We start from the raw sequence: 25,535 nt of genomic DNA, 5'->3' as shown, positions 1-25,535 counted from the left end.
TCGTCGCATCTCGATATGCAATTGTTTTGTGATACGTTTTTGCGTATCCGGCAATCGTTGTCATTGCGAGATCCAGACTCCTTCGGGTTATAGGGTCAAGCAATGAAGCGCACACGGTGGATGCCTAGGCAGCCAGAGGCGATGAAAGACGTGGTAGCCTGCGATAAGGTTCGGTGAGGTGGCAAACAACCTGTGACCCGGACATCTCTGAATGGGGAAACCCACTGACCACAAGGTCAGTATCCTGTCCTGAATCTATAGGGCCAGGAAGCGAACCGGGGGAACTGAAACATCTAAGTACCCCGAGGAAAAGAAATCAACCGAGATTCCCCCAGTAGCGGCGAGCGAACGGGGACCAGCCCTTAAGCGTGTGACTGATTAGACGAACGGATTGGGAAGTCCGGCCAGAGCGGGTGATAGCCCCGTAGTCGAAAATCTGATCACGTGAAATCGAGTAGGTCGGGGCACGAGAAACCTTGACTGAAGACGGGGGGACCATCCTCCAAGGCTAAATACTCCTGGCTGACCGATAGTGAACCAGTACCGTGAGGGAAAGGCGAAAAGAACCCCGGCGAGGGGAGTGAAATAGATCCTGAAACCGTGTGCGTACAAGCAGTAGGAGCCCACTTGTTGGGTGACTGCGTACCTTTTGTATAATGGGTCAGCGACTTATATTCAGTGGCGAGCTTAACCGATTAGGGGAGGCGTAGCGAAAGCGAGTCTTAACTGGGCGACCAGTCGCTGGATATAGACCCGAAACCGGGCGATCTATCCATGAGCAGGGTGAAGGTTGAGTAACATCAACTGGAGGCCCGAACCAGGATCTGTTGAAAAAGATTTGGATGACTTGTGGATCGGAGTGAAAGGCTAATCAAGCCCGGAGATAGCTGGTTCTCCTCGAAAGCTATTTAGGTAGCGCCTCACGTATCACCACCGGGGGTAGAGCACTGTTTCGGCTAGGGGGTCATCCCGACTTACCAACCCGAGGCAAACTCCGAATACCGGTGAGTGCCAGCGTGGGAGACACACGGCGGGTGCTAACGTCCGTCGTGAAAAGGGAAACAACCCAGACCGTCAGCTAAGGTCCCCAAATCCTGGTTAAGTGGGAAACGATGTGGGAAGGCTCAGACAGCTAGGAGGTTGGCTTAGAAGCAGCCATCCTTTAAAGAAAGCGTAATAGCTCACTAGTCGAGTCGGCCTGCGCGGAAGATGTAACGGGGCTAAACCAGGTACCGAAGCTACGGGTTCATCCTTAGGGATGAGCGGTAGAGGAGCGTCGTGTAAGCCAATGAAGGTGAGTTGAGAAGCTTGCTGGAGGTATCACGAGTGCGAATGCTGACATGAGTAACGATAAAGGGAGTGAAAAACTCCCTCGCCGGAAGACCAAGGTTTTCTGTTCGATGCTAATCAGAGCAGAGTGAGTCGGCCCCTAAGGCGAGGCGGAAACGCGTAGTCGATGGGAAACGGGCTAATATTCCCGTACCGGACATGATTGCGATGGGGGGACGGAGAAGGCTAGGTGAGCCAGGCGTTGGTTGTCCTGGTGAAAGTCGGTAGGCTGAGATCCTAGGTAAATCCGGGATCTTTCAAGGCCGAGAGACGAGACGAACTGACCACGGTCAGGAAGTCACTGATGCCACGCTTCCAGGAAAAGCCTCTAAGCTTCAGATCATGTGCGACCGTACCCCAAACCGACACAGGTGGTCAGGGTGAGAATCCCAAGGCGCTTGAGAGAACTCGGGTGAAGGAACTAGGCAAAATGGTGCCGTAACTTCGGGAGAAGGCACGCCGGCGTAGGGTGATGGAACTCGCTTCCTAAGCCCGAACCGGTCGAAGATACCAGGTGGCTGCAACTGTTTAGTAAAAACACAGCACTCTGCTAACGCGCAAGCGGACGTATAGGGTGTGACGCCTGCCCGGTGCCGGAAGGTTAAATGATGGTGTTAGCCGCAAGGCGAAGCTCTTGATTGAAGCCCCGGTAAACGGCGGCCGTAACTATAACGGTCCTAAGGTAGCGAAATTCCTTGTCGGGTAAGTTCCGACCTGCACGAATGGCGTAATGATGGCCACGCTGTCTCCACCCGAGACTCAGTGAAATTGAAATCGCCGTGAAGATGCGGTGTACCCGCGGCTAGACGGAAAGACCCCGTGAACCTTTACTATAGCTTCACACTGGATACTGATGTTGCCTGTGTAGGATAGCTGGGAGGCTTGGAAACCCGGACGCCAGTTCGGGTGGAGCCAACCTTGAAATACCAGCCTGGCATCATCGGTGTTCTCACTCAGGTCCGTTATCCGGATCGAGGACAGTGTGTGGTGGGTAGTTTGACTGGGGCGGTCTCCTCCCAAAGAGTAACGGAGGAGCACGAAGGTACCCTCAGCACGGTCGGACATCGTGCAATGAGTGCAAGAGCATAAGGGTGCTTGACTGCGAGACAGACACGTCGAGCAGGTGCGAAAGCAGGTTCTAGTGATCCGGTGGTTCTGTATGGAAGGGCCATCGCTCAACGGATAAAAGGTACTCCGGGGATAACAGGCTGATACCGCCCAAGAGTTCACATCGACGGCGGTGTTTGGCACCTCGATGTCGGCTCATCACATCCTGGGGCTGAAGTCGGTCCCAAGGGTATGGCTGTTCGCCATTTAAAGTGGTACGCGAGCTGGGTTTAGAACGTCGTGAGACAGTTCGGTCCCTATCTGCCGTGGGCGTTGGATGTTTGAGAAGGGCTGCTCCTAGTACGAGAGGACCGGAGTGGACGCACCTCTGGTGTTCCGGTTGTCACGCCAGTGGCATTGCCGGGTAGCTATGTGCGGACGGGATAACCGCTGAAAGCATCTAAGCGGGAAGCCCCCTTCAAGATGAGACATCCCCGAGGCCTCGAGCCTCCTGAAGGGCCCAGCGAGACCAGCTGGTTGATAGGCACGGTGTGGACGCACTGCAAGGTGTTGAGCTAACGTGTACTAATGGCCCGTGAGGCTTGACCCTATAACACCCAAGGGGTCTGGTCCTGCAGTGACAACGACGCTCGATAGAGCACCGGATACGCAAGAAAGAACGATCACAAGACCGTCAGCCGATATACATTGAAAGTTACGCCTGACGACCATAGCCTGCGTGAACCACCCGATCCCTTGCCGAACTCGGAAGTGAAACCGCAACGCGCCGATGGTAGTGTGGGGTCTCCCCATGCGAGAGTAGGTCATCGTCAGGCACCTCTTCGAAAAAGCCCCGAGCACCCTGTGTTCGGGGCTTTTTTATGCGCGCAAGAAAAGCCCCGAAGGTTCCCGTGGGGAGGGCGCTTCAGCGCGGGTCCGGCATTCCGGCGATGGCTGCGCCCCCGTCATTAATCCCCGCTGTGTGATTAATCCTTTCTGTGCCCGCTGCCATCACGCTAAAGCTTTACAGTCTAACCCCGCATCTAACGGCAGATGCTTTCCAGCGCTTCGATCAAACTATCCATCTCGTCATCGGTGCCGATCGTGATACGCAGGAAGTTACCGAGCGTGTCGGTATTGAAATGGCGCACCAGAATGCCGCGTTCGCGTAGGCCGGCAAAGAGTTGGGCGCCTTCGAAATCGGGGTGATGTGCCAATACGAAGTTCGCCTTGGAAGGCAGGACGTCAAAGCCAAGTGCTTCCAGGCGCTGATGGGTGCGCTCACGCGTTGTGATGACGTTGTTGCAACACGCCTCGAAATGCGCCTGATCTTTCAGTGCTTCGATACCTACAAGGCTTGCCAGACTATCCACCGGGAAGGAGTTGAAGGAGTCCTTGACGCGTTCGAGTCCATCAATCAGCTCCGCCGAGCCGATCGCATAGCCCAGACGTAGGCCGGCAAGGCTGCGTGATTTGGAGAACGTACCGGTCACCAGAAGATTCGGATAGCGCTTGATCAATGATACTGCGCTCTCGGCACCGAAATCGACATAGGCTTCATCGATGAGCACAACGCGATCCGGTACTCGCTGTAACAGTGCCTCGATGGCGTCGAGGGAGTGAGCGTGGCCGGTGGGCGCATTGGGGTTGGCCAGAATCACACCGCTACGTTCGGCGTTGGCACTGAGTGCCTCAAGGTCGACTTCCCAATGCGCATTCAGTGGGTGCTTGCGAAGCTCGATACCGTACAGCTTGGCGTAAACCGGGTAGAAGCTATAGGTGATCGAGGGGACATCCAGCGGCGCTCCATGACAGAAAAAGGCCTGGAATGCGAAGGCCAGTACCTCATCGGAGCCGTTACCGACAAAGGTTTGGGCGATATCGACCCCGGTGGTGTCGGCCAGTGCCTGGCGAAGCGCCCGAGAGGTCGGGTCTGGGTATAGACGTAAATGATCTGTCGCGTAGTCGCGCAGTACCTGACCCACGCCGGGGGCCGGGGGGTAGGGGTTTTCATTGGTGTTAAGCTTGATAAGTCGCTCGACGGGCTGCTCACCGGGCACGTATGGGATAAGCGAGCGAACAGACGGACTCCAGAATTGGCTCATGAGGGGTAACCTGATTATCCTAGCAGAGGGCGTTATGGTGGCCCGATGCCTGATCAAGCGCAAGCATTCCCTGGTGCTATTCCCGGCCGCGGGGGTGGGCGTTGCACCTTGAAGCGGTTATGCTGTCATAAATGCGCGAAACTAATGTATGTCCAACACGATAAGGAGACACCCCATGCAATTTAGGAGTTTGCTAGCCGGTTCGGCTATGTTGGCACTGTTGGCAGGCTGTGCCTCTGGTGGCTCGGCCGGCCCTGGCGAGGAAACCACCGGGGTAAGTGCATCACAGGCGAATTACCAGGGTACGTTGCCATGCCGCAACTGTGACGGTATCGATCTGAATGTCACTTTGGAAGGTGAAGAGAACAGTGCCCCGCAAGAGCGGACATTCGCCTTGCAGGCGACATACCGCAATCATCCCCAGACCCCGCCGGATGAAAACTATGCCGGTAACTGGGAAGTGCTCACCGGCACGCCTTCTGATTCGAATGCCACCGTCTACGAGTTGACGCCCAATGGGGATGGCCAGATCTACTACTTCCAGAAGATCAGTGATCGCACCCTTGAGTTGATCGACCCGGAGCGTCGCCGCTTCGAAAATGGCGAGATGCTGCAACTGCAACGTCAGTAAGCGGTACGGAATGTACAAAAGGCGGCCGCGAGCCGCCTTTTGTGTTTTTGCCTGGCGGCAATGTTCTGTGTATGCAGCGACTGAGCGAGAAGATGGGCGCGCCGACGAAGGTGTCAGCCGGCAAAGTGGCTGATTGGCAAATGAAATAGGAGCAAAACGGCGTGGCAAAAGCAAAAAGCGCCTTTGTATGCACCGAGTGCGGTGCCGAATACCGCAAATGGCAGGGACAATGTTCAAGCTGCCAGGAGTGGAATACGCTAAGCGAGATTCGCCTGGCAAGTGCTCGACCGGGCAGCGCTCCTGCTTCGGGTCGTGGCGGCTATGCCGGTGATCTTTCCCGCGACGTGGTCGATCTCAGCAACGTCGATTTAAGCGAAGTGCCCAGGCTAAGTTCCACCTTTGCCGAGTTTGATCGGGTGCTGGGTGGCGGCCTGGTGCCGGGTTCGGCGGTACTTCTGGGCGGTAACCCGGGCGCGGGGAAGTCCACACTGCTGCTTCAGACCGCCTGCAAGCTCGCCCAGCAGCGGCGTATCTTGTACGTGACGGGTGAGGAGTCGCTTTCGCAGGTCGCCATGCGCGCCCATCGACTGCAGCTGCCCACAAGCGGGCTCAAGATGCTGGCCGAGACCAGCGTGGAGACGGTTCTGGCCGTGGCCGAACGGGAAAAACCGGAAATTCTGGTCATCGACTCCATCCAGACCATGCACCTTGAAGATATCAGCTCCGCGCCCGGCGGCGTGGCACAGGTGCGTGAATCGGCGGCGGCGCTCACCCGCTTTGCCAAGCAGAGCAATACGGTTCTGCTGCTGGTGGGGCATGTGACCAAGGACGGCACCCTGGCAGGGCCTAAAGTGCTCGAGCACATGATCGATGCCTCGCTTTTGCTCGAAGGCGGCGCCGATTCACGCTTTCGAACGCTGCGCGGCCAGAAGAACCGCTTTGGTGCGGTCAACGAGCTGGGCGTGTTCGCCATGCTGGAGCAAGGCCTCAAAGAGGTAAAAAACCCCAGCGCGATCTTTCTCTCCCGTCAGGAAGAGCAGGCGCCGGGGAGCCTGGTCATGGTGGTGTGGGAAGGGACGCGTCCGATTCTGATTGAGGTGCAGGCGCTGGTGGATGAGTCGGCGCTTGGCAATCCACGACGCGTGGCAGTAGGGCTCGACCAGAACCGTCTGGCGATGCTGCTGGCCGTTCTCAACCGTCACGGTGGGCTTTTTACCGGTGATCAGGACGTGTTCTTGAATGTGGTCGGCGGGGTGAAGGTTCTGGAAACCAGCGCGGATCTCGCGGTGCTGCTGGCGGTGGTGTCCAGCCTGCAAAACCGCGCCCTGCCCAGAGAGCTGGTCGTGTTTGGGGAAGTGGGTCTTTCCGGAGAGATTCGTCCTGTGCCCAGCGGCCAGGAGCGTATCAGTGAAGCGGCCAAGCACGGGTTTCTGCGCGCCATCGTACCCCGGGGCAATGCTCCGAAGCAGTCGCCGAAGGGAATGGAAGTGATTGCCGTGGATAAGCTTAGCGATGCGCTGGAAGCGCTTTAGACTGTACTACGCTAAGACCATCGACTGATGAACGATCAGTGAGTGTCAGTAACGAAACGGCTGAAGGGCCGTTGATGAGTTTCAAGGAGAGACGCAATGAGCACGATTCGACTCACCCAGTACAGCCACGGGGCCGGCTGTGGCTGCAAGATCGCCCCGGACGTGCTGGATGGCATTCTGGCCAAGGCCGGCCCGGCAGCGGGGCACAAGCAGTTGATCGTCGGCAACCAGGGGCGCGAAGACGCCGCCGTGTACGATCTAGGAGACGGCCGTGGCATGATCGCCACCACCGATTTCTTCATGCCGATCGTCGATGATCCGTTCGATTTTGGGCGTATTGCCGCCACCAACGCGATCAGCGACATTTATGCCATGGGTGGAACCCCGGTGATGGCGCTGAGTATTCTCGGCTGGCCGGTAGACAAGCTGAGCCCTGAAATTGCCGGTGACGTGATCGCCGGTGCCCAGGGCGTATGCCGTGAGCTGGGCGTTGCATTGGCCGGTGGACATTCCATCGATGCACCGGAGCCCATTTTCGGCCTGGCGGTCAATGGGCTGATCGAGCTGGACCAGTTGAAGCTCAATAGCAGCGCCAAACCCGGGGATCTGCTGTTCTTGACCAAGCCCCTCGGCGTTGGTCTGCTGACCACTGCGGAAAAACGTGGTCTGCTGGAGCTGGGTCATCACGGCCTGGCCCGGGAAACCATGCTGCAGTCCAACCGCATTGGCGTGGAGCTTGCCAAGGTAAAAGGCTTGAACGCCATGACCGATGTGACCGGGTTTGGCCTGGCAGGGCATTTAAGCGAGATCTGCAGTGCCAGCAACCTCATGGCGCAGGTGGATTTTCGCCGGCTGCCGCGCCTTTCCGAGGCCGAGGCGTATCGTCGTCAGGGGGCCGTGCCCGGGGGCACGCTGCGCAACCGCGACGCCTTGGGCAAGCAGCTTCCCGCCATGGACGAGGCCCACTGGCAATGGCTTTGCGATCCGCAAACCTCTGGCGGGCTGCTGCTGAGCGTCGACCCGGCCTGGGAGGATGACGTGGAGCGCATTGGCCGCGAATACGGGTTAGCGCTTCAGCCCTTCGGCACGATGCAAGCACGCCAGGGCGATGCCTTGATCGAAGTGATCGGGTAGATAGATGACCAGAACATTACCCGCATCCCTTGAGCTGGTGAGCCGCGCCACACCGCTGATGGACGTTCGCGCGCCGGTAGAGTTCGCCCAGGGCAGCCTGCCCGGGGCGGTCAACCTGCCGCTGATGGTGGACGAAGAGCGCCACCAGGTCGGCATCGCCTACAAGGAGCACGGCCAGGCAGCCGCTATCGCCCTGGGCGAACGGCTGGTCGGCGGCGAACTGAAAGAAGCTCGCATCGCGGCCTGGCGCGCGTACCTGGATCAACACCCGGAGGCGGCGCTGTACTGCTTCCGGGGCGGGCTGCGCTCGCAGATCGCCCAGCAGTGGCTTCACGAGGCGGGCATCGATGTGCCCCGGATTCAGGGCGGCTGGAAAGCCATGCGCCAGGTTCTTTGCCAACGCATCGACCAGGCTGCCAAGCAGCCGATACTGATAGTGGCGGGGCTCACAGGCTCCGCCAAGACGGTACTGATCAACCAGCTCGCCAACGGCGTCGATCTGGAAGCCTGCGCCAACCATAAGGGGTCGGCCTTTGGCCGCCAGCCCGATGCCCCGTCTACCCAGATCGATTTCGAGCACGCCCTGGCCAAGCGCCTTCTGGGTCAGAACGACAAGCTGGTCATGGAGGACGAATCGCGCCAGATCGGTAACGCCAATATTCCGCTGACCTTCTGGCAGGCGCTGGAAAAGGCCCCGCGTATTCGCATCGAGATGCCGCTGGACTGGCGCCTGGAGCAGCTTCGCCTGGATTATATCGAAGCGTTGGAGGCGGCATACGCGGCTCGCTTTGGCGCGGAGAAAGGCTGGGAGCGCATGAAAGAGCAGCTTTCCAGCAGCCTCAAGCGCTTGGCCAAGCGTCTGGGCAATGCCCGGCTACAGCGGCTTCAACGCCTGCAAACGCTTGCCTTCGATGCTCACGCTCAGGGCAATGTACAGGCGCACGAGGCGTGGCTTGGACCGCTTCTGACCGAGTACTACGACCCCCTTTATCGCCATCATCTAGAACGCCAGCAAGGTCATGCCCCGCCGGTGCTTCACGTGGGCGACTGGGATAGCTGCCTGGAAGCGGCCCGGCAGTGGAGCGCGTAGCGTTTCACGACTAGGCGCTGGCCAGCCACTGAAGCAGTAGCCGGTCGAGCAGCGGGGCCAGCTCGTGAAAGCGCCCGGGCTTTTCCAGCACTGCTTCCGGGCTTTGCAGGAAGCGGTTGGCGGCGGGCGTATTGAGCTTGGCCGGCGCGTGTGCAAAGAGCCCGGCCACGCTTTGAGCGGTCACCTCGAAGTGGCATAGAAGGCCCACGACCCGCCCGGCGTCCCAGGCAAAGCCCTGAAGTGGCGCGGCTTCGCTGCCGCCCAGGGGCAAGGCATAATCTGGCAGGCTGAAAACGAAGCGGTGCCACATGAACGCCTCGAAACGCTCGGGGAGATCGAACGGGCTTTCCGGCGCCATGGTCACCGTATGCCAGCCGGTTTCCGGGTAGGTGCCTGGCGCAACCACGGCGTCAAGCGCCTGCGCTATCCATAGCGCGCCCAGGCCGATGCCCAGCACCGGCCGTTGGCCGTCCAGATAGCGGTTCAGAAGTTTTTTCTCTGCCTTGAACCAGGCGGGGGGCGTCAGGGCCATTGCCTCCGGGCCGTCCAGAACGATCAAGGCATCGCACTCGCCCGGGCGCGGGGTCAATTCGCCGTCATACAGATGAAAGACGGTGTAGCTGTGCCCCATGCTCTCGAGCCAGTCAGTCAGGCGTGCCGGGCCATGATCCGGGCCGTGCTGTAGCAGATGAATATGCATGGTAATCTCCTCGCCGGCCGTTATTAACTGCGAAAGCGCCTTTCGCGTTTGTGCGACGATAACGTATCGCGTTTATTTCACCAATATAAAGGCTCAGGAAATCAATATGGTGGCCAAACCTCTTGGATTTTATCAAAGGCTGCAGCTGTTACCGTTATCTGCCCAGCAGGCCTTCATGGCGGCCCTGTGCGAGCGGCTGATGCCCAACTATGCGCTGTATGAGCAGACCACCCATCACGGGGATAGCCACACGCTGAAAACGGTGCTGAGCCTGGTCTGGGAGCGGCTGACGGTACCTGGTGCCAGCATCGACTTCGCTCGTCAGGCGGAAAAGCTGGCCGAGTGCGAGCCACCCCCGGAGGACGACAGCTTCGGCGCCCGCCGTGCCCTCGATGCCGTGGTATCACTTACCGCGCTGCTGGACACGCTGCAAGGCGAGGCCGGCGAGGCGGTTCTAGACGTGAGCCGCACCTCGCGGGCGGGGGTACGCGCCTTCATCGAGCTCACCGAAGGCGAAGAGGACGCCCAGAAGCTTGCGCTGATCATCCGCGACCATCCTCTCATGGAAGATGAAAACGACTTTCAGGACGCGGTACTGGAAGCGGTCAGCGAGCCCCTTGATAAAGCCGTCCTGAAAGAGATTCGCCTTTTGGGGCGCAACGGCGGTATCAGCAATCTTGGCCTGAGCCTCGACGACGACAGCGACGCCTGAACGGGGCACTAAAAGCGAAGGCCCGCGGTAATCATCAGGCCCGCGGTGCCGAAAACGATCAGATCCGTTTCTACCTGCCCCCACTGCAGGCCGATACTGGGCAGGGCCGCCGGGGCGATTTCGTAATGGTTGAACGGAATCTTGTCCCGGTACTCACCACGATAGCCGCGTAAAAGCCCCGCCGTCAGCTTCGCGCGAACGTGCAGATCCTCAGACAGCGACCCCAGCGGGAATTCACGCCCGGCGTAAAAATACCAGGTGGGCTGATCAAACGAGTTCTTGAACCAGGCCGCCCCTGTCAGCCAACGTGCTGGATTATGAAGTTCGACGCTGATCAGATCCTGCTGATTGGTGTGTTCCGGGTCCGGGCTGAAGTGGCGCGTCAGCAGGCTGGTCTGCACCAGGGTATGGTCAAGCACCAGGGCAGGGGGCCAGGTATCGGCCTGTGCCGAGGCGCTCAGCCAGATACTCAACGCCCCCCACACCCAGAGGCGTTTAAGTGACATGCAATGCTCCCGAGGCGGGTAAACAATCATCAAGGCCTGTCAAAGGCGCATTTCGATACCGCGCTCAGCCATGAAACGCTTCGCTTCGGGAATGGTGTACTCGCTGAAATGGAAGATACTGGCGGCCAGCACGGCGTCAGCGCCGCCTTTCAGCACGCCATCCACCAGGTGCTCAAGGCTGCCCACGCCGCCGGAGGCGATGACCGGCACACTCACCGCCTCGGAAATGGCATGAGTGACGCCCAGATCGAAGCCGCTTTTGGTGCCGTCGCGGTCCATGCTGGTGAGCAGAAGTTCGCCAGCGCCCAGCGCGACCATCTTTTTCGCCCACTCGACGGCGTCCAGCCCGGTCGGCTTGCGTCCGCCGTGAGTAAAAATCTCCCAGCGCGGCGGCTCGCCTTCACCGGAGACCTTCTTGGCGTCGATCGCCACCACGATACACTGGCTGCCAAAGCGCTCGGCAGCCTCGAAGACAAAATCCGGGTTGGTCACCGCGGCGGTATTGATCGAGACCTTGTCGGCCCCGGCGTTGAGCATGGTGCGGATATCCTCGCAGGTGCGGATACCACCGCCCACCGTGAGCGGAATGAACACTTCGCCGGCGATACGCGACACCATGTCCACCGTGGTCGCGCGCTCGTCGGAGCTTGCGGTGATATCCAGAAAGGTGATCTCGTCGGCGCCCTGCTGGTTGTAGCGCTTGGCGATCTCCACCGGGTCACCGGCATCGCGAATGCCGACGAAATTGACGCCCTTGACGACCCGGCCCGCGTCCACGTCCAGGCAGGGAATGATCCGTTTGGCCAGGCTCATGCGGTGCCTCCGCTCAGCTCATCGCTGAGGCGTTGGGCTTCACGAACGTCCAGACTGCCTTCGTAGATGGCGCGGCCGGTAATCGCGCCGAGAATGCCGCTGTCCGCCACATCACAAAGGGCCTTGATGTCATCCAGGTTCGTGACCCCGCCCGAGGCGATGACCGGAAGCCCACCTTCCCGGGCAAGCTCGGCGGTGGCCTCGATGTTGACGCCCTGCATCATGCCATCGCGCGCGATGTCGGTGTACACGATGCTCGAAACGCCGTCGTGGGCGAAGCGCTTGGCAAGCTCGGTCGCCTTGATGGTGGAGACTTCTGCCCAACCGTCGGTGGCCACAAAGCCATCCTTCGCGTCCAGGCCGACGATGATCTTGCCGGGGAAGGCGCGGCACATCTCACCGACGAATTCCGGCTCCTTCACCGCCTTGGTACCGATGATCACCCAGGAAACGCCGGCGCTCAGGTAATACTCGATGGTTTCCGCGCTGCGAATGCCGCCGCCGATCTGAATGGGCAGGTTCGGGTAGGCGCGGGCGATGGCGGTGACCGCCTCGCCGTTGACGGGCTTGCCTTCAAAAGCGCCGTTGAGATCCACCAGGTGCAGGCGGCGCGCGCCAGCCTCTACCCAGCGGGCGGCCATGGCGACCGGGTCATCGCCGTAGGAGGTGGCCTCCTCCATACGGCCCTGTTTCAAGCGTACACACTGGCCGTCTTTGAGATCAATGGCGGGAATGACTAGCATGGTGAATCCTCTCAGGGCGTCCAGGTAACGAAGTTCTCAAGCAGGCGAAGGCCGGCGCGGGCGCTTTTTTCCGGGTGAAACTGTACAGCGAACGTCGCATCGCGACCAATGGCCACGTGGGCTTTCACCTTGCCGTACTGGGTCGTGCCCAACACGTGGTCATCATTGGTGGCGTTGACATAGTAGCCGTGCACGAAATAGAAGCGCTCGTCGTCCTCGATACCCTCCCAGAGCGGGTGGTCGTGGTGCTGGGTGAGCCGGTTCCAGCCCATGTGCGGCACTTTCAGGCGCTGGTCATGTTCATCACGCATATCCAAGGGGAAGCGGTCCACGCTACCCTGGAAAAAGCCCAGGCAGTCCACGCCGCCGTTCTCTTCGCTTTTCTCCAACAGCATTTGCTGGCCGACACAAATGCCCAACAGCGGCTTGGCCTGACGGGAAAGAATGTCGTCGACCAAACCACGCAGCTCGGTGCGCTCGAGCTCGCCAATGCAGTCGCGAATCGCGCCCTGGCCTGGCAGCACCACGCGGGTCGCACCCAGTATGCAGCGTGGGTCGCGGGTGATGATCACGTTCTCGTGGGTGACGTGTTCAAGCGCCTTGGCCACAGAATGCAGGTTGCCCATTCCATAATCGATGACGGCAATGGTCATTACGCGCTCCTTTTGATGGTGGGCGAATCAACGGGGCATGCAGCGTTCAACATCAAAGCGTTCCTTTGGTTGACGGCATCTGCCCGGCCATTCGCACATCTTCGGCCAACGCCATGCGTAGCGCCCGGCCAAAGGCCTTGAAAATGGTTTCTGCCTGGTGGTGAGCGTTGACACCCTTGAGGTTGTCGATATGCAGCGTCACGCGAGCGTGATTGACAAACCCCTGGAAAAACTCGCTGAAAAGCTGGGTATCCATACGTCCGATGGTATCGCGGGTGAAGGCGACGTTCATATAGAGGCCTGGGCGGCCGGAAAAATCCACCACCACCCGAGAAAGCGCTTCATCGAGCGGCACGTAGGCGTGGCCGTAGCGGTAGATACCGCGCTTGTCGCCCACTGCTTCATTGAACGCCTGGCCCAGAGTAATGCCTAAATCCTCGACCGTGTGGTGGTCGTCGATATGCAGGTCGCCGGTAACGTCGAGATCTATATCTATCATCCCATGCCGCGCCACCTGGTCAAGCATGTGATCAAGAAACGCCACCCCGGATTCGCCCTTGAGCTGGCCCTTGCCGTCCAGGTTGATGGTCACGGTGATTTGCGTTTCGTTGGTGTCACGGCTGACCGTGGCAATTCGCGCTGACATGGTGCATCTCCTGCGCTTGCGCGCACATTGGGGCGACGGGGTAGTGATGTTATCGGTAGCCCTTGGTCAGAGCTTCATCGAAAGCCAAAACGTCCATTATAGAGAATCGATGACCCCATCCGCTACAATGCGTGAAATGTCGCTGCCTTGCAGGCGCTTTAATCAAGGTGGATGCGTAGCCAAGAGGATTTCATCATGCCGGTGACTCTTTTGTATGTTGACCAGGCCCGCTGGGAGCTTGATGAACACATACGTACCGATTTACGGCGTATCTACGACGATGCGCCTGAGGAGCGGATTCAGACCCGTGAGGTCACGCCCTTTATCGAACAGCATCTCCACGACCGGCAGTTTTTCGCCTGCGCTCACTTCAATGGGCATCTTCTGGGGGCGGTGGCGATCTTTGAAGCCGACGACCGTGCCTGGTGGCTTTCAGAGCTTTGCGTGCGCAAGGTCAGCCGTCGGCGTGGTGTTGGTTCCCGGCTTATGGCACTGTTGGGCGAAAAGGCGAAGCAGGAAAGTCGCAAGCTGCGTATCGAAACCGACACGCTGCCGCTTGCCGACCGGCTACTGCTTTCCAAGCTAGGTTACCGGCCTTTTTCCGGTGATACATTGAACGTCGGCCGCGCTGTCGGTAGCGGCGCCTTTAGTGACTATGTCGAGCTAGACCCACAAGGGAAAGGGTGATGAAACAGTTATTGCGTATTTTGCTGGCCGCGGTCGGTATTCTGGCCATGGTGGCGGTAGCCGCCGTGGTGTATGTCACCACTTTTCTGGACCCTGAGGATTTCAAGCCGCGCCTGACCGCTGTGGTCGAGGAGCAGACCGGGCTGAATCTGGCCCTGGAGGGGCCGATCACCTGGTCGTTCTACCCGCGTATCGGCGTCAGCGTCGAGCAGGCCCGCGCCTGGCTACCCGAGCAGTCGTTTGATGAAACCTCGTTTGCCGCCATCGAGCGCGCCGAGGTAAGCGTGGCCTTCGCCCCGCTTTTGCGCGGCGAGATTGCGGTAGATGGCTTGACCCTGGACGGCATGCGTTTGAACCTCGAGCGCGACTCGGAAGGCGAGGGCAACTGGCAACTGCTGGTGGACCGGTTGGCCGAGCAGAACAACGAGGCCGCCGAAACCGTGCTGGCGCCCGCCAGTGCCGGCCCCCACACCGATGCCGGCAATCTCTCGGTCGTGCTCAATATCGCAAGCGTGGAAGTACGCAATGCCGATATCCGCTTTCGCGACGAGCTGGGCCAGGCGCTCTGGCGGCTGCAGTCGCTCAATATTTCCGGCAGCAACGTCAACCCGGCGCGCCCGTTCCCGCTGAAGGCGATGTTCACGCTTACCAAGCACAATCGTATGGACGCCGAAGCCCTGGAACGCCCGCCGGCATTCACCAGTGAAATGAGCTTTGAAACCCGGATGCGGCTGGGGCTGGATGAAGAGCGGGTCAACTTTGAGAACACTCAGCTCACCACGCGCTCGACCACCGCTGATGGTAGCGAGCCCCAGCAGTTGAGCCTGAGAGCGGCGGAAATGACCGCCCGACTGGGCGAGCAGCGTTTCAGTATCAGCGAGGGCGTATTGGAGACAGGGCTTCGCCATCCCGAGAACTGGCAGGGCAGCCTGGCGATGTCACTGGGCTTCAACCTGGAAGGCGACTGGGCCGCGCAAACCGCCCAGCTGCGCGACGCCCAGCTAACCGGGCCTGATGGGCTGCGTCTAAGCGGACATCTCAATGTCGAGCAGTTTCTTCAGGACGACCTGCAGTACCGGGGCCAGCTTAACGCCGCGCCGTTCACGCTACGCCCTTGGCTCTCGCGGCTGGGAGTGGTACTGAATACCGCCAACGAGGCCGCGCTGAGCGATGTGGCCATGACCAGTCCCGTACAGGGCGATCTCGACCACATCCGCTTGCCACAGCTTTCGCTGGTGATGGACAGCAGCACCTTTACCGGGGAACTGGCCGCCGCCTTTGACGCTAGCGAGCTACGCTTTGACCTGACCGGCGACCAGCTCAACTTGGACCACTACCTGCCCGGGCCGGTGACGTCCCAGCAGGCAAGCCTTGGCTTGATGCGCCGCGCCAATGCTCAGGTCGAAAACGAGCTGCTGCCCCAGGTGTGGCTGAGCACCCTTGACCTGCAGGGCGATCTGACCGTTGACCAGCTGGAGCTTGCCGGGCTGGTGTTCAACGACACCCGGCTGGCCCTGCGCGGCGAGCAGGGCGTGCACCGGCTCACGGGATTTGAATCGCGCTTTTACGGCGGCGGACTGAACGCCACCGGCGCTCTGGACGCCAGCGACGCGATACTGCAGTGGCAGTTTGCACCGCAAGTGAGCAACGTTCAGGTGGCCCCGCTGATCGAAGCCATCAGTGATGAAGAGTCGCCGCTGCGCGGGCGTTTTAACATGCAGGGCGAGCTTTTTACCCAAGGCAATACCCGGGAAGTATTGACCAGCAACCTCAACGGCGAACTTGCTGCACGTCTTAACGACGGCGCCATTCTCCAGACCAATATTTCCCAGCAGATGTGTGAGCTGGTGGCTCAGCTGGAAGGGGAGGGGGTGCTTCGCGACTGGCATCCCGATACCCGTTTCGAGCAGTTCGGCGCGACCTTCGAGGTACGCAATGGGGTCGTCACCAGCAATGATATGCTGATCACGCTGCCGGGCATCGATATGGAAGGCAACGGCGAGTTCAACCTGAACAGCCAGAACTTCATTACCCACGCCAACGCTCGTCTGGTCGATAATGTCGACGCCGCCTGCGAGGTGAATCCTCGCCTGGAGGCGCTGCCGCTACCGGTGCTGTGCGAAGGTCATATCGGCGATGAAAGATCCCAGTGGTGCCGTCTGGACCGCGACGCTTTCCAGGCATCGGTGGTGTCGCTTTTAAGAAACGAAGTCGGGTCGGGTATCGAGGAGCGCGTGGACGACACCTTGAATCGCCTGGATGAGCGTCTGGGTGAAGGTACCGTGCGCGAGCTGCGCGATGGTATTCGCAACCTGTTCGATTGACCCTGCCGTTTTAAAGCGCGCCGGCCCTCGTGTCGGCGCTTCTTTTTTTCATGCCCGTATTCAAACCGTAAAGGGAGCTAGACGCTCAATGGCCAATACGCCGACGCCGTGCCTGACGGCTTTTGATTTTCAACACCGGCTGCTGACCTGGTTCGACCAGTACGGCCGCCATGATCTGCCCTGGCAGTCGCCGCGCAGCGCCTACCGCGTCTGGGTATCGGAAATCATGCTGCAGCAAACCCAGGTCGTTACGGTGATTCCCTACTTCGAGCGTTTCATGGCGCATTTCCCCACGCTGGAAGCGCTGGCTCACGCCCCCCAGGACGAAGTGCTGCACCTATGGACCGGGCTTGGCTACTACGCCCGCGCTCGCAACCTGCATAAAGCGGCACGTATCGCCTGTGAGGAGCACGGCGGCGAATTGCCCACCGAAAGCGTCGAAGCGCTGACCGCACTGCCCGGCATTGGCCGTTCCACCGCTGGCGCCATCATCGCCCAGAGCACCGGTGCGCGCGCCGCCATTCTGGATGGCAACGTCAAGCGTTCGCTCACCCGTCTGCACGCCGTCCCCGGCTGGCCTGGCAAGCCCGCGGTCGAGCGCACGCTCTGGGAGCTGGCCGACTACTTCACGCCTGCCGAACGTCTGGCCGACTACACCCAGGCGATCATGGATTTCGGCGCCACGCTTTGTACCCGCGCCCGGCCCGATTGCGTCATCTGCCCGTTCAATGATGTATGCGCCGCCTATCTGGAGGGCACCCCCCAGCGTTATCCCGAATCCAAACCCAAGAAAACGCTGCCCACTCGCGAAACCCTCATGCTGGTACTGCGCGATGGAGAAGGCCGCGTATGGCTCGAGCAGCGCCCGCCTTCCGGGCTTTGGGGTGGACTCTGGAGCCTTCCTCAGTTCGAGGGTCGCCAAACGCTCAGCGACTGGCTACAGGACAACGTCGACAGCCCCGTCATCGAGCCCGCACTGCCGGACTTCACCCATGGTTTCAGCCACTTTCGCCTTTTGATTACGCCGCAGCCGGTACGCTGCGCCTCGCTTTCCGGCGTGCGCGAGAAGGGCATATGGTTTGATCCCGCCGACCCGCCCGCTCTGGGTCTGGCTGCGCCGGTGAAGTCGCTTTTGCGACAGCTCGCCCCGTTTTCACTTGATCTCACCCCGGGCCCCTAGCCCATACTCTGTTGCACGAGTACCCGATAAGGAGCACATCATGAGCACCACGGTTTTCTGCCGTAAATATCAGCAAGAGCTGCCCGCCCTGGCGTTTCCGCCGCTGCCCGGCAAGCAGGGCCAGGAAATTCAGGCCACTGTTTCCCAAAAGGCCTGGGAGGAGTGGCAGGCACTGCAAACCCGCCTGATCAACGAAAAGCACCTCAACATGCTGGAACCCGAAGCTCGCCAGTACCTGATGGCGCAGATGGAGCGCTTTTTGAACAACGAACCCACCGACCAGGCCGAAGGGTATGTGCCGCCCAGCGAGCCCTAGGCCGCGCCCGGCGGGCACTTTCGCCAGGTTGGGCGCACGGGTGAAGAGCCGCGAATGGCCACTAACCACGTGACGGGAAAGAAAGTTTCACAAAGGTGTTGACGAAAAGCGGTCTTTTTAGTTTAATACGCACCGTTGGCAGCGGCCAGATAGCTCAGTTGGTAGAGCAGGGGATTGAAAATCCCCGTGTCGGCGGTTCGATTCCGTCTCTGGCCACCACACTGCTGGGGTATCGCCAAGTGGTAAGGCACCGGTTTTTGGTATCGGCATTCCCAGGTTCGAATCCTGGTACCCCAGCCATTGCCAACAAGATTTCTTGTTGACTGACTCGCTTCAAAGCTACTCAGTCAAATTCTCAAGAAAGCGTGAAGCGCCGACATAGCTCAGTTGGTAGAGCAACTGACTTGTAATCAGTAGGTCCCGGGTTCGACTCCTGGTGTCGGCACCACTAAAAGTGGTTATAAAGCAAAACGTTAGAGAATATGATCAAGCCGCCTTCTAAGGCGGCTTTTTCGTATGTGTCCACAAAGTGTCCACGTTGTGGACACCGTGCCTGCCTAACTTCGAGTGGCCAACGGGTTAAGCTTGGCCGCTTCTTCCAGGTGATCCGGTGCAAAGTGTGCGTAACGCATCGTCATGGTGATCGACTGGTGACCGAGTATTTGTTGCAGTACTAGTATGTTTCCCCCGTTCATCATGAAGTGACTCGCGAAGGTATGGCGCAGTACGTGGGTTAACTGGCCATCCGGCAGCTTGATCCCCAGCTCCTTTGTCGCTCGTCCGAACGCCTTATAGCGGTTGCCAAAGAGGCGGCCTATCTGGCATCGGCTTCTAAGCTGGCTGGCCAGCTTGCGATCTATGGGCACCGTTCGCGTTTTGCCCGACTTGGTGCCGGTAAAGACGATGCGATCCGCCCGGACGTTTTCCGCCCTGAGCTTTTCCGCTTCACTCCAGCGGGCACCCGTCGACAGGCATATCACGGTCATCAGGTAACAGTCGTCGGTGGCCTGGGTGCGCAGGTGATCGAGCAGGCGGGTTATTTGGGGCAGATCGAGATAGCCCTTCTCGGTTTCATCCACGCGCACCTTACGCACGTTCTGGAGGGGGTTGCCGTGTTGCCATAGGGAAAGGCGTTCCAGCTCTAAGAAAACGGCTTTTAGGTACGTGTGTTCGTGATTGATGGTGTTGGCTTTGACCTCTTTAAGACGCCAGGCGCGGTACTCGACCCATTGCTGGGCGGTGAAGGTTTTGGCCAACGGGTTTCCCAATGCGTGAGCCAGTTTGCGCAGCGAACGCACGCGATCGCGAGCACTCTTTAGTGTGTGGCCGTGGTGTTCGTACCATTGCTCGACCAGATCCAGCAGGCGGCGCTTTTCCACGCGCAGGTCTGTGAGGTCGTCACCGGCAGCACCTTGGCCCATGATTTTGGCTTCAAAGCGTTTGGCGGTGGATTGCTGCTTGAAGGTACGACGAACCCTTGGGCCATGACGACCCGAAGGGCGGCAGTCCACTTGCCAGCCGCCGACCACTTTCTTGATGGCCATGCTTACGCCGCCTTGCCTAACAATCGTCGCTCTATGAGCTTCTGTTCAACGAGCTGCCGGAATTTGCCGGTATTAACGCCTCGCCGCTTGTAATACTGCTCGAGGTCTTGCCACATACCCGACCCCTTTAGGAATCGAACGGCTTCGGCGGTCGTGAAACCCTGGCGGGCGTAGATGCTAATGAGGTTACCAAACGCCAGGGTGACGTTCTTTTCGTTGCCGAGCCCCGGCGCCTTCCGCGCTCGCTTGTACATGAACCCGGGTTCGTGGCAGTAGAAGCGGGCGTCGTCCTGGAGGATCTGCCACGCGGGGTCAATCAGGTTACGACGGGTATCCAGCCGGTAGGACTGCATCGCGGTACGCCAGAGGCCGGTGAGGTGGGGCACCACATCGACGAAGCGGTTGAAGCCGTGGTTGTGATCGAGCACTTCGCCCGTGTCGACGTTGCAAGGGATGCCCTGGGCGTATTCGCGAAGCACCGACTGATGAAAGCGAAGCTCGATGCGCCACACGGTTTCTTCCGGGCTATACGTGCCGTTCAGGTCGTCATCGACGGCGTTTTTCCAGATCCCTTCCCAGAAGTGCATCTTGTCGCGGTGCTGGGCTTCGAGGGTCTTGTTATAGATACAGCACTGGAGGGCTCCCGCCGTGCCAAACATATAGGTTTCGCCGCGGCCGTAGGTGGTAGCGATGTTGGAGTGGTCGAACTCGAGCGTGGAGACGCCATCGACGCGCATGATCTTCTTGGATCGTGTGACGAAGCGGTCCATGAAATCCTTGGGCGGCTCCCAGCCTTGAACGTCCAGCGCAAGGTGGATGGCTGCGCCTACAGGTTCGACCTGGGTCAGCATCGAAGCGGCGATCAGGTCCACGAACTTCTGACACTGCTGGGGGGAACGCTCCTGGATGAAGTGGGGCGAAAGCTCGATCTTCAGGTGGGTACCGATGTTCTCGGTTTTCACATGCCTGGCCTGGAAAAAGACGATAGCACCCAGCTCGTTGTTCTGGAGGCGATACCGGAAGCCGGAGCCGGCAGCGCCGGCGCCTACGGACCACTCTTGATCAAACAGGCGCATGGTTGCGCCCTTGCCTTCGCTGTAGACGCTGATGATCTTGTCGAACTGGGGCAACTGAGGCTTGCCCTGGTAGAGCTGACGGACCGTGTCCACGCCCGCGTTCAGAATGCGCAGGTTGTTCATTTCTCGCTGGCCCAGCGAGCTGATCAGTAGCTTTCCGAATTGATCCTGTTCGCCACGTTGCAGCGACGCGAGCGAGTACCGTTCCCAACGTTCCATAGCCTGTAACCCTGTATTTTTTTAATGTCGCAATGTGCTGTAGTGAGCCAATAGCTCGATATGACGATTTAATCTGCGAGACGTGTTACAGGGATGGTCTCGACCTGCTGCCGCCAGCCCGTCACCCCGTGCTGCGCATGGAGTGACGGTCCAGCGGCAGCAGGTACTTGAGCTATTTGGCGGTCGTAGCGAGGAAGAACGGTCGCCTGTAACAGTACATGCAAATACGTACGTTGGCGGGAGTTGGATTCGTTCTGGAATAGACGACCGGCGAGGGGAACGCTCTGTAAGCCTGGCACGCCCGAGACTCGTTGGGAGTCATTTTGGGACGAGAGGCCACCGAGGAGTAGGGTTTGGCCGGAACGTATCTGAACGGTGGTGTTGATCTGCCGTTGATTCGTAATGATGTCCGAGGCTAGCACAGAATCCGTAAGCGAGTCAGCAGACGTCGTGATATCCATGATCACCAGGCCCGAAGCAGTGACCACCGGCAGCACGTTGAGCCGGATACCAACGTCCCGGCGCTCGATGGTCTGGAAGGGGTTGTTTACATCAGCCGATTCGCCCGTGACACGTCCGGTGACGAAGGGAACGTTTTGGCCGATGCTGATCGTGCCACGCTTGCCCGAAAGAGTAAGGATTTGAGGTGTCGAGAGCACGTTCGAGCTGGTGTCGCGCTGTAAGGCATTGATGGCAAAGGCCAGCACATTGCCATCGAAGATCCCGAAAGAGCCGCCGCCGGTAGCTAGTGATGTACCCAGGTTGGCAGTGTTGAAACCGCCCGCAACACCCGAGCCGGTCGAGCGGCCGAGAGCGACGCCCAGGTCGAAGGTATCACCGTCAGTAGTTTCGAAGATAACGGCTTGGATCAGTATCTGGGGGTGAGATACATCGATCTGAGGAAGCATCTCCTGGAGCTTATCAAGCTGCTTCTCGGAGCCCTTGGCTAAAATGGCGTTGGATGAGTGAAGCACCTGGACGTGGGGAAGCGCGGTCGCGGTATCCTGGCTGTTCTGTATGAGTAGGCTGGTGACCAGAGGAGCGATATCATCGGCGCGAACGTTATCAAAGGGAAAAAGATACGTTGCCTGGGGCTCAGGTCGTGGAGTGAGGGTAAGCGGGTTAGCAAACACGTCGGCCGTTTGCGCTTGAGGCGGTGGTGCGGGCGTAGGTGAGGTGTTGGCTTGAGTAGCGGGAGCAACCGTGGGCGGGTTACCTGGCAGGATCGTGTAACCGTGGGAGCTCAAAACGCCTTGGAAGAAGTCAGGTAATTGGTGATCAGGTACATCGGGCGCATATACCGTTAACGTCCCGGTGACGGTGGGATGGATCGCAAGCGGGGTATCGGTCTGCTCCACGTACCAACGGACGAAATCCCGAACATCGGTGTCCTGCATCTGGATCGGTGCAGCATGGGCCAGGGTGGCAGTAAGCGCAAATACAGCAACGGTTTTAGCAGCGAATTTCTTCATGGTGGGCTCCATTTTCTACGCGTAAGAGGCAAGCATTGACCGGCACGATGGAAAGCCCTTGGCGGGCGAGATCGTCAGTGGTCGAGGTATTGCGGTCGCTATCGATGAGGCGGTAAGTGGTGCGGTCGCCAAACTGGCTGAACGAGGTGATGCGGGTCTTGCTGAAGTCGGGCAGGGGTTGGGGTTGTGCAACAGGCGTTTCCTGCTCTGATTGCGCATTGACGCGGTCGGCAACCAAGACGGAAACGGTCAGAAATGCGCCCAGGGCGAAGGACGCAAGCGAAAGAAGCGGGCGATTGAAGCGCTTCCAGTAGATGCGGGTCATCTTCATATAAAACCTAGAGTCGCGGGGTACGCGGTGCATGCCGTGGGTGTACCAGGGCGGCAACACGGAGTACGGGCCGTGTGGGTAGTGATCGGAAAAGGCTTGCTTGGTGTCGTAAGCGGGGTAGAGTGCGCGGCCGGTATAGGTCCAGCGCTCGACGGTCATGGACTGAGGGGAGTCACCGTACTTCACAACGCCGAGGTGGACTTTCGGCAGCGGGAGCTTGGAGCCGGTAAACATCGAGTAGATGGCACCGATGAAGGGAATGGTCACGCGGTCCAGGCGGCGGCAGTAAACGACGTGTTCAGCCAGGGCGACCCGAGCCTGCTTGTCCATGATCGACGTATCTTGGATCAGAAAAATGATATCCCAGCCCAATTTCCTCGCGTGCAAAAACCAGTTGATGACGTCTTGGCGGCTTTTGTCGTTCCAGGAGCGGGCGTTGAACCAGGTACCGCATTCATCGAGCACGAGCAGTCCATTTTGGTTTTCGTCGTAGGCATCGGTACCGGTACCAATAGACTCCAGGTCGGCCAAGACCGGCTTATCCGGGATGCGGTAGCAGCGGGTGAGCTTGGCTTTTTCCCCGATGAGCTTGTCGAGTCGAAGATCCAGATTGGTGGCCACCTTGCAGCCCCGGTCGAGCTTGTCCTTGATCTTGCCGACGGCGACCAGGGTTTTGCCCGCGCCGAGTTTGCCGGTGACAACGTAGACAGCCATTAGAGAACGGGCCTCCCTTGCTCCCAGTCGATCAACTGGCGTTTTTGCTGGAAGACCCACATGGCCACCTTGCTCCCGTAGATGGCGGAGATACACGCTTCGAAGTTGTTGGGCTTTACCGCGGCGATCCCGTTGCTGAGTTCAGTCGGAAGCGTGGCACTGATGCCGTTGATGATGGCGGTGAACGTTACGGCAAGGCCGACCAGTAGAGAGATATAGAGCGTCGTCCAAACGAGGATGCCCGCGAGGCGGCTGGTAAAACGTGACGCGACGCGGGTGACGACCCATTCGATAATTCGACTGGCGAAGCCCATCAGGGCGCCGATGCCGAGCATAGCGGGAAGTGCCATTTATGCAGTCCTCTGGCCGGAGCGGAAGAAAGTGTCCACGATGCTGACGACCGTCCAGAAGTAGATGATCCAGCTCAGCCAGAGCTTGATGGTGTTGTGTGCCTTGCAGGATATTTCCATCAAACCGAACTGGAGGGGCGTACAGCTACCGGACGGTAAAGAGGGGAGGCGAGACGTAACCTGATCAGCAATCCCGGAGCTGGAACCGTCACCGATCTCGTCCATCATGGAGTTCACGTCGTCGTTGTATTGCTGCTCCTGCTCAGCAACGCCGTCGAGGGTTTGATCGAGACCAGAGGCGTCGAACAGATCATCTCCTTCGCCCACTTCTTCGGTGAACTTCTCGGCGAGGCTATCGACAATGCCATCTAGGGCATTGGTGATCGTCTCCCCAAGGCCCTCGAACATGCCTTTTTGTTCGTTGGTCTGATCGCCGATAGCTTTGGAGAGGTCGTTAGAAATGGCGTCGAGGCCGCGCTGGGTCGATTCGCCACTAGAGCCGATGGCTTCGATAATGCCGGAATCATCAAATTCGAAATCGGGGACGCTGGAGCCACCGCCCGTTGAACCGCCACCAGTGTTATCACCGTCTGAGCCTCCCGAGCTTCCGCCACCCGAACCACCACCCGACGAGCCGCCCCCGGTAGACCCGCCGCCAGTATTTCCACCACCGGTGTTATCACCATTACCACCGCCACTGGAACCGCCACCGGAATCATTACCGCCGTCGTTGCCGCCCGAGCCGCCCCCTGGATAACAGTTACCAAAGCAGCCACCGGGCACATCGCCGTCGCCCGAGCCACCGCCAGTATCGCTACCGGGATCTGTGGGGCTGGTGGGTTTACGCTGAATATTACCGTTAGAGTCAACATACTCAAACCAATCGGGGGCACTATCCCAATCAACCAAAAATGTTTTGTCGCCAATAGTTACACAATTTTGAGACGTGCACTCACCGGGTAACTCCGTTAAATAGTCGGGCGCTTGGCCATTAAATATATCACCCATTTGAGACTCATTAAGAGATACGTCTCTTAAATCAATATCGTTACTATTAAACTGCACAGGCTGACCGGTAGACGTTGAAATTAATGTCATGGAACAACTAGCACCGTCTGGGGATTCAGAATCAGGAGTACAAACAGAAACACCACCACCGGAGGTGACAGAACAAGCACCGCCAGCCATTAAAACAGAACCACCATTATTAAGATAATTAGCGGACGAGGGAGATAAAGCTATAGAGTCACCAGAGAAAGTATCACAATCATTATCACTCATTGCTCTACCGATAAGCGGATAGTCACCCAATCCATCAAATGTCGTATCCTGAGAACAACTAATGACATATACCCTGTAGGGTGACGATTCGCGATAATAATCAGGAAAAGGACTAAAAACAGCAAATCCACCCACAATATCTTTACTTTGCATCCGCTGATTAATTATAACGTTAACCATCCTGGAAGGACGAGTAAAGGAACCTCCAGTAGCATCAACAATTGAACACTCAGGATTATTTGCGTTAAGCAAACCTTTAGCATGATCAACAAAAGAGGAATCGAAAACAGTTGATGGTTGACCCTCAACACTGTAAGCATAAACAGCCTGTGAAGTCAGCATTAAAAAAGAAATAGTTAGAGGTAGAACTTTTTTAATCATGACTCGCCCTAACGATAAA

General features: G+C 58.7%; 22 protein-coding genes, 3 tRNA genes and 2 rRNA genes. 14 read left to right on the top strand and 13 right to left on the bottom strand.

Going from position 1 to position 25,535, the window contains the following annotated elements; genetic code table 11:
- The first annotated feature begins 93 nt into the window (after nucleotides 1–93).
- Both ACWF8S_RS14375 and rrf read left to right on the top strand, forming a co-directional pair.
- Nucleotides 94–2,986, top strand: a 23S ribosomal RNA gene (locus ACWF8S_RS14375).
- Between the two features lie 110 nt (nucleotides 2,987–3,096).
- Nucleotides 3,097–3,212 (top strand): 5S ribosomal RNA (gene rrf / locus ACWF8S_RS14370).
- A 207-nt stretch (nucleotides 3,213–3,419) separates the two neighbouring features.
- Here rrf and hisC read toward each other — a convergent pair.
- Complete coding sequence (gene hisC / locus ACWF8S_RS14365) at nucleotides 3,420–4,481, bottom strand: histidinol-phosphate transaminase (protein WP_447554057.1); 1,062 nt, start codon at nucleotides 4,479–4,481, stop codon at nucleotides 3,420–3,422.
- A 175-nt stretch (nucleotides 4,482–4,656) separates the two neighbouring features.
- Here hisC and ACWF8S_RS14360 point away from each other — a divergent pair, with 175 nt between their 5' ends.
- From ACWF8S_RS14360 to mnmH, 4 genes are all read left to right on the top strand, one after another.
- Nucleotides 4,657–5,112, top strand: coding sequence for a copper resistance protein NlpE N-terminal domain-containing protein (locus ACWF8S_RS14360; RefSeq protein ID WP_447554055.1), 456 nt, complete (start codon nucleotides 4,657–4,659; stop codon nucleotides 5,110–5,112).
- Nucleotides 5,113–5,273: 161 nt separating this feature from the next.
- Complete coding sequence (gene radA / locus ACWF8S_RS14355) at nucleotides 5,274–6,644, top strand: DNA repair protein RadA (protein WP_447554053.1); 1,371 nt, start codon at nucleotides 5,274–5,276, stop codon at nucleotides 6,642–6,644.
- Between the two features lie 96 nt (nucleotides 6,645–6,740).
- Nucleotides 6,741–7,778 (top strand): selenide, water dikinase SelD, encoded by a 1,038-nt coding sequence (selD, locus tag ACWF8S_RS14350; RefSeq protein ID WP_447554052.1) that lies wholly within the window; start codon nucleotides 6,741–6,743, stop codon nucleotides 7,776–7,778.
- A 4-nt stretch (nucleotides 7,779–7,782) separates the two neighbouring features.
- Entirely contained in the window at nucleotides 7,783–8,868 is a 1,086-nt protein-coding gene (gene mnmH / locus ACWF8S_RS14345; protein WP_447554051.1) for a tRNA 2-selenouridine(34) synthase MnmH, read from the top strand.
- A 10-nt stretch (nucleotides 8,869–8,878) separates the two neighbouring features.
- Here the strand turns inward: mnmH and ACWF8S_RS14340 are convergent, their stop codons facing one another.
- Nucleotides 8,879–9,568 carry a type 1 glutamine amidotransferase gene (locus ACWF8S_RS14340; protein WP_447554050.1) on the bottom strand — a complete coding sequence of 230 codons (690 nt, stop codon included), beginning with the start codon at nucleotides 9,566–9,568 and terminating at the stop codon, nucleotides 8,879–8,881.
- 106 nt (nucleotides 9,569–9,674) lie between these two features.
- Between ACWF8S_RS14340 and ACWF8S_RS14335 the strand changes: the two genes are divergently transcribed.
- On the top strand, nucleotides 9,675–10,280 hold the full coding sequence (locus ACWF8S_RS14335; RefSeq protein WP_447554049.1) for a YjaG family protein: 606 nt from the start codon (nucleotides 9,675–9,677) through the stop codon (nucleotides 10,278–10,280).
- 8 nt (nucleotides 10,281–10,288) lie between these two features.
- Here the strand turns inward: ACWF8S_RS14335 and ACWF8S_RS14330 are convergent, their stop codons facing one another.
- Genes ACWF8S_RS14330 through hisB form a run of 5 tightly spaced genes read right to left on the bottom strand, consistent with a single transcriptional unit; the run spans nucleotide 10,289 to nucleotide 13,641 of the window.
- Nucleotides 10,289–10,786, bottom strand: coding sequence for a hypothetical protein (locus ACWF8S_RS14330; protein WP_447554048.1), 498 nt, complete (start codon nucleotides 10,784–10,786; stop codon nucleotides 10,289–10,291).
- 39 nt (nucleotides 10,787–10,825) lie between these two features.
- Nucleotides 10,826–11,599: an imidazole glycerol phosphate synthase subunit HisF gene (gene hisF, locus ACWF8S_RS14325; protein ID WP_447554047.1), complete on the bottom strand. Its 774-nt coding sequence runs from the start codon at nucleotides 11,597–11,599 to the stop codon at nucleotides 10,826–10,828.
- Entirely contained in the window at nucleotides 11,596–12,342 is a 747-nt protein-coding gene (gene hisA / locus ACWF8S_RS14320; protein ID WP_447554046.1) for a 1-(5-phosphoribosyl)-5-[(5-phosphoribosylamino)methylideneamino]imidazole-4-carboxamide isomerase, read from the bottom strand. Before hisA ends, hisF begins: the two co-directional genes overlap by 4 nt.
- 11 nt (nucleotides 12,343–12,353) lie before the next feature.
- Nucleotides 12,354–12,995, bottom strand: coding sequence for an imidazole glycerol phosphate synthase subunit HisH (hisH, locus tag ACWF8S_RS14315; protein WP_447554045.1), 642 nt, complete (start codon nucleotides 12,993–12,995; stop codon nucleotides 12,354–12,356).
- A 52-nt stretch (nucleotides 12,996–13,047) separates the two neighbouring features.
- Nucleotides 13,048–13,641 (bottom strand): imidazoleglycerol-phosphate dehydratase HisB, encoded by a 594-nt coding sequence (hisB, locus tag ACWF8S_RS14310; protein WP_447554044.1) that lies wholly within the window; start codon nucleotides 13,639–13,641, stop codon nucleotides 13,048–13,050.
- Nucleotides 13,642–13,836: 195 nt separating this feature from the next.
- On the opposite strand from hisB, the gene ACWF8S_RS14305 reads away from it, so the two are divergent.
- The 7 genes from ACWF8S_RS14305 (at nucleotide 13,837) to ACWF8S_RS14275 (ending at nucleotide 18,596) form a co-directional block, all read left to right on the top strand.
- Complete coding sequence (locus tag ACWF8S_RS14305; protein WP_447554043.1) at nucleotides 13,837–14,328, top strand: acetyl-CoA sensor PanZ family protein; 492 nt, start codon at nucleotides 13,837–13,839, stop codon at nucleotides 14,326–14,328.
- Nucleotides 14,328–16,652 (top strand): AsmA family protein, encoded by a 2,325-nt coding sequence (locus ACWF8S_RS14300; protein ID WP_447554042.1) that lies wholly within the window; start codon nucleotides 14,328–14,330, stop codon nucleotides 16,650–16,652. Before ACWF8S_RS14305 ends, ACWF8S_RS14300 begins: the two co-directional genes overlap by 1 nt.
- Before the next feature lie 88 nt (nucleotides 16,653–16,740).
- Nucleotides 16,741–17,832: an A/G-specific adenine glycosylase gene (gene mutY, locus ACWF8S_RS14295; protein WP_447554040.1), complete on the top strand. Its 1,092-nt coding sequence runs from the start codon at nucleotides 16,741–16,743 to the stop codon at nucleotides 17,830–17,832.
- Between the two features lie 40 nt (nucleotides 17,833–17,872).
- Complete coding sequence (locus ACWF8S_RS14290) at nucleotides 17,873–18,148, top strand: oxidative damage protection protein (protein ID WP_447554039.1); 276 nt, start codon at nucleotides 17,873–17,875, stop codon at nucleotides 18,146–18,148.
- 143 nt (nucleotides 18,149–18,291) lie between these two features.
- Nucleotides 18,292–18,367, top strand: a tRNA-Phe gene (locus ACWF8S_RS14285).
- Nucleotides 18,368–18,373: 6 nt separating this feature from the next.
- Nucleotides 18,374–18,448: transfer RNA gene (locus ACWF8S_RS14280), tRNA-Gln, on the top strand.
- A gap of 72 nt (nucleotides 18,449–18,520) precedes the next feature.
- A tRNA-Thr gene (locus tag ACWF8S_RS14275) sits at nucleotides 18,521–18,596 on the top strand.
- 109 nt (nucleotides 18,597–18,705) lie between these two features.
- Here ACWF8S_RS14275 and ACWF8S_RS14270 read toward each other — a convergent pair.
- The 6 genes from ACWF8S_RS14270 to ACWF8S_RS14245 form a co-directional block, all read right to left on the bottom strand.
- Nucleotides 18,706–19,692, bottom strand: coding sequence for a phage integrase (locus ACWF8S_RS14270; RefSeq protein WP_447554038.1), 987 nt, complete (start codon nucleotides 19,690–19,692; stop codon nucleotides 18,706–18,708).
- 2 nt (nucleotides 19,693–19,694) lie between these two features.
- On the bottom strand, nucleotides 19,695–20,987 hold the full coding sequence (locus ACWF8S_RS14265) for a hypothetical protein (protein ID WP_447554037.1): 1,293 nt from the start codon (nucleotides 20,985–20,987) through the stop codon (nucleotides 19,695–19,697).
- 68 nt (nucleotides 20,988–21,055) lie between these two features.
- Nucleotides 21,056–22,459 carry a secretin N-terminal domain-containing protein gene (locus ACWF8S_RS14260; RefSeq protein WP_447554036.1) on the bottom strand — a complete coding sequence of 468 codons (1,404 nt, stop codon included), beginning with the start codon at nucleotides 22,457–22,459 and terminating at the stop codon, nucleotides 21,056–21,058.
- Complete coding sequence (locus tag ACWF8S_RS14255; RefSeq protein WP_447554035.1) at nucleotides 22,440–23,504, bottom strand: zonular occludens toxin domain-containing protein; 1,065 nt, start codon at nucleotides 23,502–23,504, stop codon at nucleotides 22,440–22,442. Before ACWF8S_RS14255 ends, ACWF8S_RS14260 begins: the two co-directional genes overlap by 20 nt.
- Entirely contained in the window at nucleotides 23,504–23,854 is a 351-nt protein-coding gene (locus ACWF8S_RS14250; protein WP_447554034.1) for a DUF5455 family protein, read from the bottom strand. Before ACWF8S_RS14250 ends, ACWF8S_RS14255 begins: the two co-directional genes overlap by 1 nt.
- The gene (locus ACWF8S_RS14245; RefSeq protein WP_447554033.1) at nucleotides 23,855–25,516 is read right to left on the bottom strand and encodes a hypothetical protein; all 1,662 of its coding nucleotides are present in this window, start codon (nucleotides 25,514–25,516) and stop codon (nucleotides 23,855–23,857) included.
- Between the last annotated feature and the right edge of the window lie 19 nt (nucleotides 25,517–25,535).

This window comes from Vreelandella xerophytica (genome assembly GCF_968048975.1).
This window is presented reverse-complemented; position numbering and strand designations above follow the sequence as displayed.